The sequence below is a fragment of the Bacteroides sp. 14(A) genome (assembly GCF_000526555.1).
Taxonomy (GTDB): domain Bacteria; phylum Bacteroidota; class Bacteroidia; order Bacteroidales; family Bacteroidaceae; genus Bacteroides; species Bacteroides cellulosilyticus.
Genome location: NZ_JAGH01000005.1, coordinates 886308 through 902055, shown reverse-complemented (window position 1 = coordinate 902055; position 15748 = coordinate 886308). Strand labels below are relative to the sequence as shown.

General features: G+C 45.1%; 10 protein-coding genes. 5 read left to right on the top strand and 5 right to left on the bottom strand.

Going from position 1 to position 15748, the window contains the following annotated elements:
* Positions 1 to 11: 11 nt before the first annotated feature.
* From K429_RS0126635 to K429_RS0126620, 4 genes are read left to right on the top strand one after another with little or no spacing between them, the layout of a single operon-like run.
* Entirely contained in the window at positions 12 to 1508 is a 1497-nt protein-coding gene (locus tag K429_RS0126635; RefSeq protein WP_029328739.1) for a SusF/SusE family outer membrane protein, read from the top strand.
* Between the two features lie 4 nt (positions 1509 to 1512).
* On the top strand, positions 1513 to 3303 hold the full coding sequence (locus tag K429_RS0126630) for a glycoside hydrolase family 66 protein (RefSeq protein WP_029328738.1): 1791 nt from the start codon (positions 1513 to 1515) through the stop codon (positions 3301 to 3303).
* 20 nt (positions 3304 to 3323) lie between these two features.
* A complete protein-coding gene (locus tag K429_RS0126625; RefSeq protein ID WP_029328737.1) occupies positions 3324 to 5822 on the top strand; it encodes a glycoside hydrolase family 31 protein in 2499 nt (832 codons plus the stop codon).
* Positions 5823 to 5845: 23 nt separating this feature from the next.
* Complete coding sequence (locus tag K429_RS0126620) at positions 5846 to 7999, top strand: glycoside hydrolase family 97 protein (RefSeq protein WP_029328736.1); 2154 nt, start codon at positions 5846 to 5848, stop codon at positions 7997 to 7999.
* A gap of 92 nt (positions 8000 to 8091) precedes the next feature.
* Here K429_RS0126620 and K429_RS0126615 read toward each other — a convergent pair whose 3' ends face one another.
* Entirely contained in the window at positions 8092 to 8748 is a 657-nt protein-coding gene (locus tag K429_RS0126615) for a DUF4919 domain-containing protein (RefSeq protein WP_029328735.1), read from the bottom strand.
* A gap of 243 nt (positions 8749 to 8991) precedes the next feature.
* Positions 8992 to 9702 carry a DUF169 domain-containing protein gene (locus K429_RS0126610; RefSeq protein ID WP_029328734.1) on the bottom strand — a complete coding sequence of 237 codons (711 nt, stop codon included), beginning with the start codon at positions 9700 to 9702 and terminating at the stop codon, positions 8992 to 8994.
* A 101-nt stretch (positions 9703 to 9803) separates the two neighbouring features.
* Here K429_RS0126610 and K429_RS0126605 point away from each other — a divergent pair, with 101 nt between their 5' ends.
* Positions 9804 to 11828: a glycoside hydrolase family 65 protein gene (locus K429_RS0126605; protein ID WP_029328733.1), complete on the top strand. Its 2025-nt coding sequence runs from the start codon at positions 9804 to 9806 to the stop codon at positions 11826 to 11828.
* 180 nt (positions 11829 to 12008) lie between these two features.
* Here K429_RS0126605 and K429_RS0126600 read toward each other — a convergent pair whose 3' ends face one another.
* From K429_RS0126600 to K429_RS0126590, 3 genes are all read right to left on the bottom strand, one after another.
* Complete coding sequence (locus K429_RS0126600; RefSeq protein ID WP_029328732.1) at positions 12009 to 13673, bottom strand: long-chain fatty acid--CoA ligase; 1665 nt, start codon at positions 13671 to 13673, stop codon at positions 12009 to 12011.
* Between the two features lie 326 nt (positions 13674 to 13999).
* Positions 14000 to 14239 (bottom strand): hypothetical protein, encoded by a 240-nt coding sequence (locus K429_RS30510; RefSeq protein ID WP_144430768.1) that lies wholly within the window; start codon positions 14237 to 14239, stop codon positions 14000 to 14002.
* A gap of 5 nt (positions 14240 to 14244) precedes the next feature.
* Positions 14245 to 15699, bottom strand: coding sequence for a potassium/proton antiporter (locus tag K429_RS0126590; RefSeq protein WP_007218583.1), 1455 nt, complete (start codon positions 15697 to 15699; stop codon positions 14245 to 14247).
* Between the last annotated feature and the right edge of the window lie 49 nt (positions 15700 to 15748).

Genomic DNA, 15748 nt, shown 5'->3' with positions numbered 1-15748 from the left:
AGAAGAAGAATATGAAAAGAAATATTTCACATTTAGTATTTGCATTGCTGGGTTGCATGGCACTGTCTGCATGCGTGGACAATGACTATATGGAACTGGACAAGGGGCACAATGAACTGGTGCTTTCCACCAGCAACACGGAAGTCGTTTTGAACGAACAGGCGCATGGCGATGATGCCTTGGAACTCTCCTGGACAACGGGCACGAATTATGGTACGGGAAATAAGATTTCCTATACACTGGAACTTGCCAAGGCGGGCAGTAATTTTGCCGCTCCTTATGTGGCTTTGGAGAATGTCGTGCAAGAATATACCTGGAAGAAGAACGTGGAGGAATTGAATAACATCCTTCGTGAGCATTTCGGTGCGGAAACTACTGAAAACATTTCTCTGGAAGCACGCCTGACAGCTAAAGTAACGGATCGGGAAGAGACGCAGGTGGCCACCACCTCTTTTAGTGTCACTGCCTACAAACCGTTGACTTCCACTCTTTACCTGATAGGTGATGCCACTCCCGGCGGTTGGAGTGCGGACGATGCAACGGAAATGACCCGGAAAGACAATGGTATCTTTACATGGACGGGAAAAATGACTGCGGGTTCCTTTAAGTTTATCACTACGCTGGGTTCTTTCTTGCCGTCGTACAACAAAGGAACTGACGGAAAGCTGGTGCTTCGTACCAGTGCCGATCAGCCGGACGAATCGTTTACGATTGAAGAAGAGTTCAACTATATTGTTGAAGCGAACCTGTTTACCGGTGTTGTCACCTTGACTCAGACCGAGAACCTCAGACCGGTTTACGATCAGCTTTATTTCGTTGGAGGTATGAACGACTGGGGATTTGTGCCGATGAAAAAGGATGTGCTCGATCCGTTCCTGTTCCGCTATGCCCGTTTGTTTGATGCAGGCCAGGGCGGGGAATTCAAGTTCGGAACTTCGGAAGGAAGCTGGGAGAGCATGTATAAAGCAAAGAATGCCAATGCCGCTTACACCGATACGGAAATGGTATTTGTGAAAGGGTTCGATCCTGACAATAAATGGGTGCTGAAAGATGCCGAATGTGGTAAGGCCTATAAGATATGTGTCGATATCCGTGCAGGGAAAGAGCGCATGATGATGAGCGAATTTGTTCCTTATGAGATGATTTATATGGTAGGGGATGCTGCGCCTGCGGGATGGAGCGTTGGAGATGCTACGCCGATGCAGGCCACGAATAATCCGTATGTATTTACCTGGCAAGGTGTACTGAACGTGGGTGAGTTGAAGCTGACCTGTGATAAGAAAGAGGACTGGAACGGTGCCTGGTTTATGCCGACCGTAGCTGATAAGCAGCCTTCGGGCGAGACGGAACCGATGTTGTTCCTGGATAAGGCCAGCGATGCTTTCAAAGCTCAATACTTGGATGTAATGATTGGAGGTATCGACCTGAAATGGAAGATTACGACGGCTGGTTCTTATAAGATTACTCTGAATCAGTTGGAAGAGACTATTTCGATAGTAAAACAGTGAAACGATGAAATATATAGTTTATGCAATGGCTGCCATGTTCTTTTTGGCTTCGTGCAGCAAAGACAATGATGAAACCGGCGGTGGTAACGGCGGTGGAGGAGAAACCGGAGGAGTGACTGATGTCACTCCCGTTACCTCCGATTTAACCGTGAACCTGACTACTGACAAGGCTTGTTACAAACCGGGTGAAACCGTTTCCTTCACAGCCGATGCCCTGCCTGCGGGAGCAAAGGTACGTTACCGTACTTTGAATAAGGTAATCTCCGAACAGGCAGTCGCAGGCAGTTCCTGGACGTGGACTGCCCCTGCAACGGATTTTACCGGATATCTGGCAGATGTCTATCGCACTAAAGAAGACGGTACGGAAGTCATTCTCGGTACTATTGCCGTCGATGTATCCAGCGACTGGACACGCTTTCCGCGTTATGGCTTTGTCGCCACTTTCGACGCTTCTAAAACGGAAAGTAAAATTCAGGAGGAAATGGCTTTTCTGAACCGTTGCCATATCAATGGTGTGCAGTTTCAGGATTGGCACAACAAGCACCACTGGCCATTAGGCGGTACGCGTGAACATCTCGATGCGGTATATAAGGACATTGCCAACCGGGATATCTATACACAGTCGGTAAAGGATTATATCCGAATTCAGCACTCGTTTGGAATGAAGGCGATGTTCTATAATCTTTGTTTCGGTGCGCTCGATGATGCAGCAGGTGACGGTGTGAAAGAAGAGTGGTACATCTTTAAAGGTACAGGACATACGGATAAGGATGCGCATCCATTGCCCGACAGTTGGAAAAGCAATATCTATTTGCTCGATCCGGGTAATGCCGAATGGCAGGCATATATTGCCCAGCGCAACGATGATGTCTATGCCAATCTTGACTTTGACGGCTATCAGATAGACCAGTTGGGAAATCGTGGCGACCGCTATGATTACAAGGGGAATAAGGTGAATCTGCCTAAGACTTATGTTTCGTTTATTGAAGCTATGAAGGGGAAACATCCTGATAAGCGCTTGGTGATGAATGCAGTAAGCAGCTATGGTGCATCCCAAATTGCAGGTACGGGGAAAGTGGATTTCCTGTATAATGAAGTTTGGGGGGATGAAGCTGATTTTACGGATTTATATACGATCCTGAAAGCGAACCATCAGTACGGAAATCAGGCATTGAAGACGGTATTTGCGGCTTATATGAATTATGAAAAAGGTTCCGGTGAGTTCAATATGCCGGGAATCTTGCTGACGGATGCGGTGATGTTTGCTCTGGGAGGTTCGCACTTGGAATTGGGAGGCGACCACATGTTGTGCAGTGAATATTTTCCAAATACCCGTTTGCAGATGAGTGATGCCTTGAAGACGGCTGTTGTGCGCTATTATGACTTTATGACTGCTTATCAGAATCTTCTTCGCGATGGCGGGGAGGAGGAGAAGGTAACTTTGGTATGTACGGATGCAAGCAAGAATCTGAATCTGAACACTTGGCCGCCACAGAAATCAGCTATTACTTCTTTTGCCAGAAGGGTGAACGGCAAACAGGTGGTTCATCTGCTGAACTTCCTTAGTGCAAACAGTTTAAGTTGGAGAGACCTGAACGGGACAATGCCCGAACCACGGTTGGTGACTAAAGTGCCCTTGAAACTGAATGTTGCGGGGAAAGTGAGCAAAGTGTGGGTAGCTACTCCCGATGCACATGCCGGAGCTTCGCAGGAATTAGCTTTTGAACAGAAAGACGGAGCGATAACCTTTACGCTTCCTTCACTGAAATACTGGAGCATGATTGTAATAGAATAAATTATAAAAGATATAGAACCATGAGAAAATATATATATTTATTTTTAATACTGTGTTGCCTGTCTCCGCACTTATATGGCGGAAATGTAACGGGAAACTGTACTTCTTATTCGCAGGAAGGGAGAGACGTTACGTTTCATTTAGACGATAATTCAGCTGTGCAGTTGCAACTTTGCAGTCCCTCCGTTGTGCGCGTCTGGTTTTCGCCGGACGGTAAGTTGCAGCGGGGAAATCCTTCCTTTGCGGTGATTAATGAAGAATTGGAAGATGTAGGCACTGTTCGGGTGGACGAACAGAATGCCTGTTATGAGATATTTACACCTAAATTGCGTATCCGCATCAACAAGGCTCCGTTCAGCTTGCAGATATTCGACAAGTATCAGAAGCTTTTGTTCAGCGACTATGCCGACAAGGGGCATATCAGCGATGGAGAGCGTAAAGTGGAGTATAAGACCCTGCGCCGAGATGAGCATTTCTTCGGTTTGGGTGAGAAGACCGGCAAGCTGGACCGCCGAGGCGAATCTTATAAGATGTGGAACAGTGATAAACCTTGTTACAGCGTTGTGGAAGATCCCCTGTACAAAAGTATTCCTTTCTTTATGAGCAGTTATCGCTATGGTATATTTCTGGATAACACGTATAAGACAGAATTCAAATTCGGCACTGAAAGCCGTGATTATTACAGCTTTGAAGCTCCTGGTGGGGAGATGATTTACTATTTCATCTTCGGTAAGGATTATAAGGAAATCATGAAACAGTATGTCGCATTGACCGGACAACCCATCATGCCTCCGAAGTGGGCGCTGGGCTTTGCACAATGCCGCGGCCTGCTGACTACCGAGAAGCTCTCTTATGAAATAGCCGAAGGATACCGTAAGCGTGGTATTCCTTGCGATATCATCTATCAGGATATAGGCTGGACACAATACCTACAGGACTTCAACTGGCGGAAAGAAAACTATCAGAATCCGAAGAAGATGCTTGCCGACCTGAAAGCGATGGGTTTCAAGGTGATTGTTTCGCAAGACCCGGTTATCTCTCAGGCTAATAAAAAACAATGGGAAGAAGCGGACCGCTTGGGTTATCTGGTGAAAGACTCCACTACGGGTAAGAGCTATGATATGCCTTGGCCGTGGGGTGGCAACTGCGGTGTGGTGGACTTTACCATTCCCGAAGTGGCGGACTGGTGGGGAGCTTATCAGCAGAAACCGATAGATGATGGCATTGCCGGCTTCTGGACGGATATGGGTGAACCTGCCTGGAGCAATGAGGAACAAACGGAACGTCTTGTAATGAAACACCACCTGGGTATGCACGATGAAATTCATAACGTGTATGGTCTGACCTGGGATAAGGTGGTAAAGGAACAGTTTGAGAAACGGAATCCGGATCTTCGTGTCTTCCAGATGACACGTGCCGCCTATGCAGGATTGCAGCGTTACACCTTCGGCTGGACCGGAGATTGCGGCAATGGAGATGATGTGCTGCAAGGCTGGGGACAGATGGCTAATCAGATCCCGGTACTTTTATCTGCCGGACTGGGTGTGATTCCTTTCGTAGCATGTGACATTTCCGGTTATTGCGGGGATATTGAAGATTATCCCGCTATGGCGGAACTTTATACCCGTTGGGTACAGTTGGGAGCGTTTAATCCTCTGAGCCGTATTCACCATGAAGGAGATGTGGCGGTAGAACCGTGGCTTTTTGGGGAGGAAGCGGAGAAGAACGTTAAAGCTGCCATAGAAATGAAATATCGCTTACTGCCTTATATTTATACTTATGCCCGCGAAGCGTATGAAACGGGTTTGCCGATTATGCGCCCTATGTTTATGGAATATCCGGCGAATTTGGAAACAGTCTCTACGGATGCACAATTCATGTTTGGTAGCGAACTGCTGGTAGCTCCGGTGGTGAAGAAGGGGGCAACTAATAAGAATGTTTATCTGCCCGAAGGTACTTGGATTGATTATAATGACAAGCGCACGGAATATAGCGGCGAACAGTGGACTACGGCAAATGCTCCGCTGAATATCATTCCTATGTTTGTGCGGAAAGGAAGTATCATCCCTCAGATGCCTGTGATGAATTATACGGATGAGAAAGCGGTTTATCCGATTACATTTGAGGTATTTCCGGCTGCGGCGGGCGACGAAACGTCTTTCTCCCTGTATGAAGATGCAGGAACTGATCTGGGGTATCAGCGTGGGGAATTTATGCGTACTCCTGTATCTTGCCGGACAACGGAAAAGGGATATGTGCTCGAAATCGGGGAAAGGGCGGGAGAGAAGTATGCTCTTCCGGGAGAACGCAACCTGATGTTTTGCATTTATACCGGGCAGATGCCGAAGGAAGCACTTATTGACGGACAGAAAGTAAGGAAGATGAAAGCGGAAAAACTGAATGAAGGAATGGAAATGGAGTTCAAGGTTACTGCATGGTGTCCGGATAAGAAACAGAATCTTTGTATGTTGAGATTGCCGGATGACGGGGTGAAACACACGATTGAATTTATTTATTAATAGCAACCATAAAAAGTATAGTTATGAGAAAGTTAATGCTTAGTGCAATTTGTCTTCTTTTTGCCTTAGCGGGGAAAGCAGAAGGAGTGTCGTCTCCTTCGGGCCAGGTGAAGCTGGATTTTGAATTATCAAAAAATGGCGCTCCAACCTATCAGGTGGAGTATAAAGGGAAATCCGTGATTAAGCCCAGTACCTTGGGACTGGAATTGAAGAATGCCAATAATCTGCTGGATGGTTTTGAAGTCCTGAAAGCTTCTACCTCTACCTTCGACGAAACCTGGCAACCGGTGTGGGGAGAGACGAAAGATATTCGTAATCACTACAACGAATTGCTGGTTGAATTGAAACAGCCCGCTACAGATCGTTATATGAACCTTCGTTTTCGTGTATATGATGATGGTGTAGGATTCCGTTATGAGTTTCCGCAACAGAAGAACTTGGTTTACTTCGTGATAAAGGACGAACATACCCAGTTTGCTATGACGGGCGATCATACCGCCTGGTGGATTCCCGGTGATTACGATACTCAGGAATATGATTATACGGAATCCAAACTTTCGGAAATTCGCGGTTTGATGCAGGGAGCCATTACTGATAATGCGTCACAAAACCAGTTTTCGCCGACAGGTGTACAGACTTCCCTCCAGATGAAAACAGCAGACGGAATCTATCTCAATCTCCATGAAGCTGCTTTGGTGGATTATTCGTGCATGCACCTGAATCTGGATGATAAGAATCTTATCTTTGAATCCTGGCTGACACCGGATGCACAGGGCGATAAAGGGTATATGCAGTCACCTTGTCACACTCCGTGGCGTACGGTGATAGTCAGTGATGATGCCCGTGAAATGCTGGCTTCCAATCTGATACTGAATCTGAATGATCCTTGCAAGTATGAGGATACTTCCTGGATTAAGCCTGTGAAGTATGTAGGCGTATGGTGGGAAATGATTGCGGCAGGCAAGCCGTGGGCTTATACATTTGATCTTCCTTCCGTAAAACTGGATGAAACGGATTATACGAAAGTGAAACCGAATGGTATTCACCCCGCCAATACGGAGAATGTAAAGAAGTACATTGATTTTGCTGCGGAGCATGGTTTCGACCAGGTATTGGTAGAAGGCTGGAATATCGGTTGGGAAGACTGGTTCGGCAACAGCAAGGATTATGTTTTCGACTTTCTCACTCCATATCCTGATTTTGACATCAAATACCTGAATGAGTATGCTCACTCCAAAGGTGTCAAACTGATGATGCATCATGAGACATCGGCTTCCGCACGCAACTACGAACGCCACATGGAGGCTGCCTATGACTTGATGAATCAATACGGTTACAATTCCGTGAAAAGCGGTTATGTGGGCAATATCATTCCGCGCGGCGAATATCATTATGGGCAGTGGATGAACAATCATTACCTGTATGCCGTGACCGAAGCTGCCAAGCATAAGATTATGGTGAATGCCCACGAGGCTGTACGTCCTACTGGTTTGTGCCGTACGTATCCGAATCTGATAGGAAATGAATCTGCCCGTGGCACGGAATATGAAGCTTTCGGAGGCAGCAAGCCTTTCCACACGACCATTCTTCCTTTTACCCGTCTGCAAGGCGGACCGATGGATTATACGCCGGGTGTCTTTGAAATGGATATGAATAAACTGAATCCGAATAGTCACGCTCATGTAAACTCTACATTGGCGCGTCAGTTGGCACTCTATGTCACGATGTACAGCCCTTTGCAAATGGCAGCCGATCTACCTGAGAACTATGAACGCTTTATGGATGCTTTCCAGTTCATTAAAGATGTGGCTCTGGACTGGGATGACAGCCGATACCTGGAAGCAGAACCGGGGCGCTATATCACGGCTGCCCGTAAGGCGAAAGGTACGAATGATTGGTTTATAGGTTGTACCAGCAGTGAGCAGGGACATGCTTCTACTCTGAAACTGGATTTTCTGGATGCTGATAAACAGTATATAGCTACTGTTTATGCGGACGCAAAGGATGCTGATTATAAAACAAATCCGCAGGCTTACGTAATCCGCAAAGGGATTGTTTCTCCTAAGACCGTGCTGAATTTGAAAGCGGCTCCGGGTGGTGGTTATGCCATCAGCATTATGGAGGTGAAAGATAAGGCGGAATTGAAAGGATTGAAAAAACTGTCCGGTAATATCTGATAAACCGGAATATCTGATAGATAAAAATCCCCTTCCTCAGCTCTCCAATCACCAAGTACGGTAATTAGGAGTGAAGGAAGGGGATATTGTTTTTATTTGAATAAATCTTTCATATAGTCCAGTGAGCGGCTGATATCGAAGTAGATTTGAGTGCCCTCATAGTATGGGCTGCTTTCAAATTCCATCAGGTCGCACTTGTTCACCAATGATTGTTGCTTCAGTCCTTCTACTTTGAAGACATTGTTTAATATCTGATATTCATCATTGACGCTGATGACTTTAAATGCTGTATCTTCGCTTGTGCCATCTCCACTGGAGATGATGGCAGAGGAAAGTTTTATGTATTTATCTATATAAGCCTGAACTTCTTCTTCTCTTTGCAGCTCACTCGCCAGATTCACGGCATAAATGAGTAATTTAAGAGATACAGGATTCTTTTTCCGGCATTCTTTTAATAGGGTATAGGCTTCTTCCCATTTCTTTTCTTCCATTAGCGTCTCAAGCTCTTTCCAAAGCTCCATACTCCCTTTGTATTTTGGGGTGAAAGAATGACCGTAGTAGATTAGCGCGTAATCGTTTAAGGATAATAAGCTGTCATTAGCTTCAAAGCGTTCAATCAGCTGTTGGTAATCATCCGACTGGTTTTCCACATACTTTTTAATAGTAGCATAGTTTACTTCGATATTCTCTTGCGGGAATACACATACAGAGAGTAGAAGAAGATTGATGAGTAACAGTGTTCTTTTCATGGCATTATTATTTTAAAGTATTACCACAAAGAAAAGCCTTTTGCGAGGATATTCCAAACGTATGGACATAAAAAAAGGAGTACCGCTGTACTCCAACCTTTGTTAACCTTAAATCTAATACTATGAAAAACACAGTGCAAAGGTACGGATATTCTGCGTATTTCCAAATGATTAGACCTATATAAGTGTTTTTATAACACTAATTAAAAGTTAGGTGTTGTTTCTTTACTTTTTTTCAGGGTTTTATTCGTTGATACGCTCTTTTATCTTTCCCCAGGCATGTGTATCGAACAGGCAACTTTCGCGCATGGTGTGATACATTTCTTTGAAACGGGACATGGGAATAGTGAAGCTCAACAAATTGGCCTCAAAGTGGGGACGCACGGACGGATCGAAGAAGCCGAGGATACAGCGTTTGCTCCCTTTTTGGTTTTCAGTAACAGCAAAACTTACAACGGAGCTGCAACCGGACCCAAACGGTGTGATTACGGCATCAAATGCTTCCGTATCGTAAGAAGCCCATGTGACAAGTCCCGACAAAATATCGGGCGTGGCAAGGAATAGCAAACCTTCTAAATGATCGAAAGAAGTAATCTTATCAATCCGGGCAAAATGCAGGTAAGCCTTTTCCGTGCGTTGCACTTGGAGTTGCTCTATGTAATTTATTACCATTTCAGGAGTCTTTTTGTACTTCTCTTTCAGAGATACGAAGTTAGGTACGTGTATCGGCATTTCCGTGAAGCCGGTGTAGAATTTTCCGCCGCCACATCCTATGACGTCGCTGTTCAGGCTGATGGTTTTACCTTCTCTTACCTGTTGGAGGCCCTTGAAGAAGCAACCGCCAATTTTTTCTGTTTCGCTTTCCTGTTTATCAGAGTACCAGAAGGCGATGGGAAGTTCGGCACGTTCACCAAATGCTTCCCGATAATTAGTCATAAAAGTATGTATATCCATGATAACAGAGTTTTGGTTTGGAAGTAAAGATAACAATTGATTGCCGGATTATTGAGGATTTTACTTATTTTTGCATAGAAAACTATAATTCCATATTGATTATGAAAGCACGCATTTCCTGTTTCTTTCTACTTGTTTTTTTCTTTGTGCAGATGGTGAAAGGAGAAGATGACACTTTGTGGCAACTTCATGCTTCTGATATAAATGCTCCTTATGTAGGCGCCCCTATGGCGAATGGCGGAATCGGTATTCTTCCCTGGAAAGAACCTTTCTCAGTGCGACAGGTGATGCTGAATCATGTGTTCGATACGGATGGCCCTCAGGGGGTAAGCCGCGTGTTGAAAGGAATCAATCCTTTCCTGATGTCGATGGATGTAGATGGAAAAGAGGTGAATACGGAATGTATCACAAACTGGAAGCAGTGTGTTGATATGAAAGAAGCAACTCATAACAGCAGTTTCCGGGCAGTCGGGAAAGTCGATGTGGGTTATAGCATTTGCGCTTTAAGAAATATGCCTTATGCGGGGCTTATCCGTGTGGAGGTGAAAGCTTTGTCCGATGTATCCCTGAAAGTTGCTGCCCGGATGGATATTCCCCAAGAATACAGTCAGCCGACACAGCGCTTCCGGAAAATGAGGGCGGATGATACACAAATGTATATGCTACAATCTTATGCTGTATCTGCTCATCGGCAACAAAAAGTTTCCGCTTCTTCCGCTTTTATTTTTAATAAGGGAGCAGTACAAGAGCCTCTTTATGATGAAGTGACTAAAGAGATGTCTTTCGTACTTAATCTGAAGAAAGGAGAGCAGATATCTTTTGCTTTGGTGGGTTCTGTATGCTCCGCCCGTGACTTTAGCGATCCGTATAATGAGGCTGAACGGCAGGTGATTTATGCTATTCATGAAGGTACAACTTCGCTGATGGCTGTACATCGTAGTCTTTGGAATGAATTGTGGGAAAGCGATATCCTGATAGAAGGGGATGACGAAGCACAACGGGCGGTTCGGTTTGCACTTTTCAACCTTTATTCTTCTTGCAGGGAAGGAAGCGGATTGAGCATCTCGCCCATGGGACTTTCTTCGCAAGGTTACAATGGACATATATTCTGGGATTCGGAACTTTGGATGTTTCCCCCGATGCTGTTGCTGAATAAGGGAATTGCCGAATCTATGATCGATTATCGTATTGACCGTTTGATGGCTGCCCGCAAGAAAGCAATGGCATACGGTTTCAAGGGAGCTATGTTTCCTTGGGAGAGTGATGATTACGGGGAAGAATCGACTCCTACTTTTGCTTTGACAGGTCCTCTGGAGCATCATATCACTGCGGACATCAGTATTGCCTGCTGGAATTATTATTGCCTTACCCGTGACGGACAGTGGCTGCGGACGAAAGCATTTCCGCTGATGAAAGCGGTTGCTGACTTTTGGGTAAGCCGTGTGACGCGTAATGATGACGGTTCTTACTCCATTTGCAATGTAGTGGGAGCCGATGAATATGCAAATGGGGTGGATGATAATGCTTTCACAAATGGTGCGGCTATCCGGGCTTTGGAATATGCTTGTGAGGCGGCAAGGATATGTAATGAGCCTGTTCCGGAAATATGGGAAGAAGTGGGCAAGGGCATCCGTATTCTTCGTTTTAAAGATGGAGTCACTCGTGAGCATGCCACATACAACGGTGAGATGATAAAGCAGGCGGATGTGAATTTATTGGGATATCCATTGTATTTTGTCGGGGATGCTGAATCGCAAAAGAAGGATATGGAATATTATGTCGATAAGATTGATCCGCAGAATGGTCCGGCCATGTCTTATTCCGTATTCTGTGTGCAGTATGCCCGGATGGGGGATGCGAAGCGTGCCTATGAGATGTTCTGCCGTTGCTATCAGCCGAACTTGCGTGCTCCTTTCGGTGTATTGGCGGAAACGCCCACCAGTGATAATCCTTACTTTATGACGGGAGCAGGCGGATTACTGCAAGCTGTTATAAATGGCTTCTGTGGATTGCAGATAACGGATGGCGGTGTGGAGCAATTATCTTCTATACTTCCTGCACATTGGAAAAAGGTTACGGTGAAGGGCGTAGGACCGGAGAAAAAGATGTATGTACGTGAGAGGTAGGAAACGTATGGGCATAAAAAAAGGAGTACCGCTGTACTCCAACCTTTGTTAACCTTAAATCTAATACTATGAAAAACACAGTGCAAATATACGTACTTTCGGGATAACTGCAAATTATCCAAATAAAAAAGTATGTTCTATAACATTAATTAAAAATATAGACTTGATCTTATATCTTTGTTAACCTTTAGCCTCCTGATACATAAACCGTTTAATAGATTTTTTGGCTGTCTTTTCAAACTCCTCAAAATGTATCTTCACCTTTGATATCTGGCAATAAGCCGGTAATTGCTGGTTGAGTTCGTTACGGTTAGCTTCCATCATACGCTCTACATCCGTTTGTTGCAGTCCATTGGCAAATGCATCGTCAAAGTCCGGATAAATCAGTGCTACCAATTTTTCTTTTTGCAACACAATGAGCGACTCGGAAACGTAAGGCATATTATTCAGTTTGCTTTCAATCTCTTCCGGGTAGATGTTTTGTCCGCTGGAAGTGAGCAACATATTCTTGCTACGCCCGCGCACAGTTACATAACCTTCCGCATCCATTGTGCCTAAATCGCCTGTATGCAGCCAGCCATTTACGTCAATGATTTGTGAGGTTGCTTCCTGGTTCTTATAATATCCCAGCATCAGGTTGGTACCCCGACAAATGATTTCTCCCGCCACCTTTTCCGGATCAGACGAATCGATCTTCACTTCCATGCGTGTGGTTGCCTTACCGCATGATGCCAACTTCAGGGTTTCCCATCGGCTGGAACAGATGATAGGACCACATTCCGTCATACCATAAGCGATGGTGTAGGGGAAGCCTATCTGTTTGAGAAAGCGCTCGACTTCTGCATTGAACGGGGCTCCACCAACGATAATTTCATCGAAGTTACCGCCGAATATTTCCATTGCTTCTTTGCGTGCAAGAGCTCTGATCTTGTCATTGATGATAGGAAGACGAAGCAGCAACTTACCTATTTTATTATCTACACGGGGCAGAATATTCTTCTTGATAATCTTTTCTACAATCAGAGGTACGCATGAGATGACACGTGGTTTGATTTCAGCGAAAGACTGTGCGATAATTTTAGGAGTCGGCATGCGAGTGAGGAAGTAGAGGTGTGCCCCGGCTGAAAAACCGTAGAGGAAATCGTAAGTCATTCCAAACACATGTCCCATAGGAAGCATGGCAACCATATTATCGCCCGGTTTCACCGGAAGCATCTCATGGCAGTAATTCACGTTGGACCAAAGGCTGCGATAGGGGAGCATAACACCTTTGGAATATCCGGTAGTACCGGAGGTATAGTTAATGATGGCAAGTTCTTCCGGTTCATCCTTCCGATAACAGATGTGTTCGGGACGGAAGTTTTTAGGATAGCGTTGTCCGTAGAGTGTATTGCGGTGCTCGAAAGCTTCCATCAATCGTTTGTCGCGACAGACTACAGGGGTGAATTCAGTCATCAGAATAACGCCCAGCAATTGCGGCATGGCGTCTTCATTCAGGTTTTCCCACACTTGGTCTCCCACAAAAAGCAGTCTGGCTTCTGAGTGATTGACGATATTATGTATATTATCCGCTTTAAATTCGTGAAGGATAGGCACAATAACAGCTCCATAAGTGATGGTTGCCAGGAAAGTAACTGCCCAGTGTGCACTGTTACGACCGCAGACGGCAATTTTATCACCCGGCTGGATACCGGCACTTTCCAGTACAATATGGAATTTTGCAATCTTGCGAGCCACGTCTTTATATTGGAGAGTAGCACCTTTGTAGTCAGTCAAGGCGTTTAAGTTCCAGTTCCGAATGATGCTTTGTTCAATGTAATCAATGAAGTGTTGTTCCTGTTCCATCTGTTAAATTTGCACACTTTAGTTAAAACTGCGCAAATATAGAGCTAAATGTGATGTCGTGCAAGTTTATATATTTATTCTTTGGTGGGAGGCGAAAGAAAAAGAAAAAATAACCAATTGTACTTTCTTTTGCCTTGATGCAAAAGAAAGATACCAAAGAAAAAATCAAGGCTGCACTTCCGGGGCTACTCCGAAAGTATTTTCAGCTAAAGGGCAGGAACTCGCTTCGCTCAAACAGCCTGCCCTTCTTAACGCCGAAAACACTTTCTACGCTTAACGCCCCTACAGTGAGGCCGGGAGACCATTCGGTATGAATGGGGGAAATATTACGTGGTTGCATTACATAGCATCTGTGATGCATAGTCCTGTATCGCGCAGCCTTCGGGCATAGGCGTAGGTGCGTTAGGCGGAGATATTGTCAGGCGCAGGTAAGGGGCGATTTGTTTGAGCGTAGCGAGTTCGAGCCCCGTCTGCGCATGGCGGTATCGGAGTAGCACCGTAGACGTAGCCCGTGCCCTTTCTTTTTGGTATCTTTTTCTTTCGGGCAAACGAAAGAAAAAGTACACACATATTAATCACTACTCTTCTTATCCGAAATCAGCAACAACTTATCCCCCAAATGTAATTTCAGCGATCCGTTCGGTATCAGGAATTCCGTGCCTCGTTTCACAATCATTACGAGTGCTCCATTAGGCAGAGTGATATCCTTCAGGGTATCGCCTTCTTCCAGCATCTCCGTGGTAACGGTCATATCGCTGAGATCACTATCTATTTCTTCGGGCAATTCCACACCGAATTCATTACCGGTCTTCTCCAGTGGAGTAGAAAGTTTCAGTAAGCGGGCAGCTAAGGAAACGGTAGTACCTTGGATAACGAGAGAAACAATCGTGATAAAGAATACGATATTGAAGATCACGTCGGCACCCGGTACTTGCGCTACTACCGGATAAGTGGCGAAGATGATAGGCACTGCTCCGCGCAAACCTACCCAGGAAACGAAGAGTCGCGAACGGTTTGTAATCTTCTTACCGAAAGGCAGCAAGCAGAGGAAGACACTGAGCGGACGACCAATAACAATCATAAATACACCGATAAGCGTTGCTACCAAAGCGATATCGAGTAATTCGTGAGGATTTACCAACAAACCGAGGCAAAGGAACATGATGATTTGGAACAGCCAAGTCAATCCATCCATGAAGGTATAAATCTCTTTGCGATGCATTATCTTGTTGTTACCTACCATAATACCGGCAATGTAAACGGCGAGGTAACCATTTCCTTTCAGAAGATCGGTAATGGAGAAAGTGAAAAATACAAATGCAAGCAGAAGGATGGGATAAAGGGCCTGATTATCAATGTTGAGTTTATTCAGCATGAGGATGGCAAGTTTGCCGAGAAGGTATCCGGCAGCCGCACCTACTATAAATTGGATAACGAATGAACCGAAGATACCTGCAATACCCATTCCACCGGATTGTATGAACTGTATCAGCACGATGGTAAGCATGTAAGCCATGGGGTCATTACTACCACTTTCGAGCTCCAGCATGGGACGAAGGTTATGTTTCAGATTCATTTTCTGCGAACGCAAGATGGCGAATACAGAAGCGGAATCAGTAGATGACATGGTGGAAGCAAGTAGTAGGGATGTAGTGATAGGAAGATAAATATTTGACCAACTCATGCCGGAGATCCACCAGATGAAGAATCCTGTAAAGACGGCGGTAAGCAGTACGCCGAATGTGGAGAGGACAATACCCGGAACAAGAATCGGTTTAATTTCGCTGAATTTAGTATCCATACCGCCGGAAAACAAAATAACGCTAAGAGCAACCATACCAATAAATTGTGCTTCTTTAGCGTTATGAAACTGTAGTCCGAAACCATCGCTACCGAAAATCATGCCGACGACAAGGAACAGTAACAGGGCAGGGACTCCGAATCGATAGCCGGTCTTGCCGACAATAATACTAATGAAAAGTAAGATAGAACCAATTAAAAGAATGTTTTCTGCTGTAAAAATCATAAATTAGGTATTATTTAAGTTGTTTATTCAAGGATTTAGTTATCGCAAA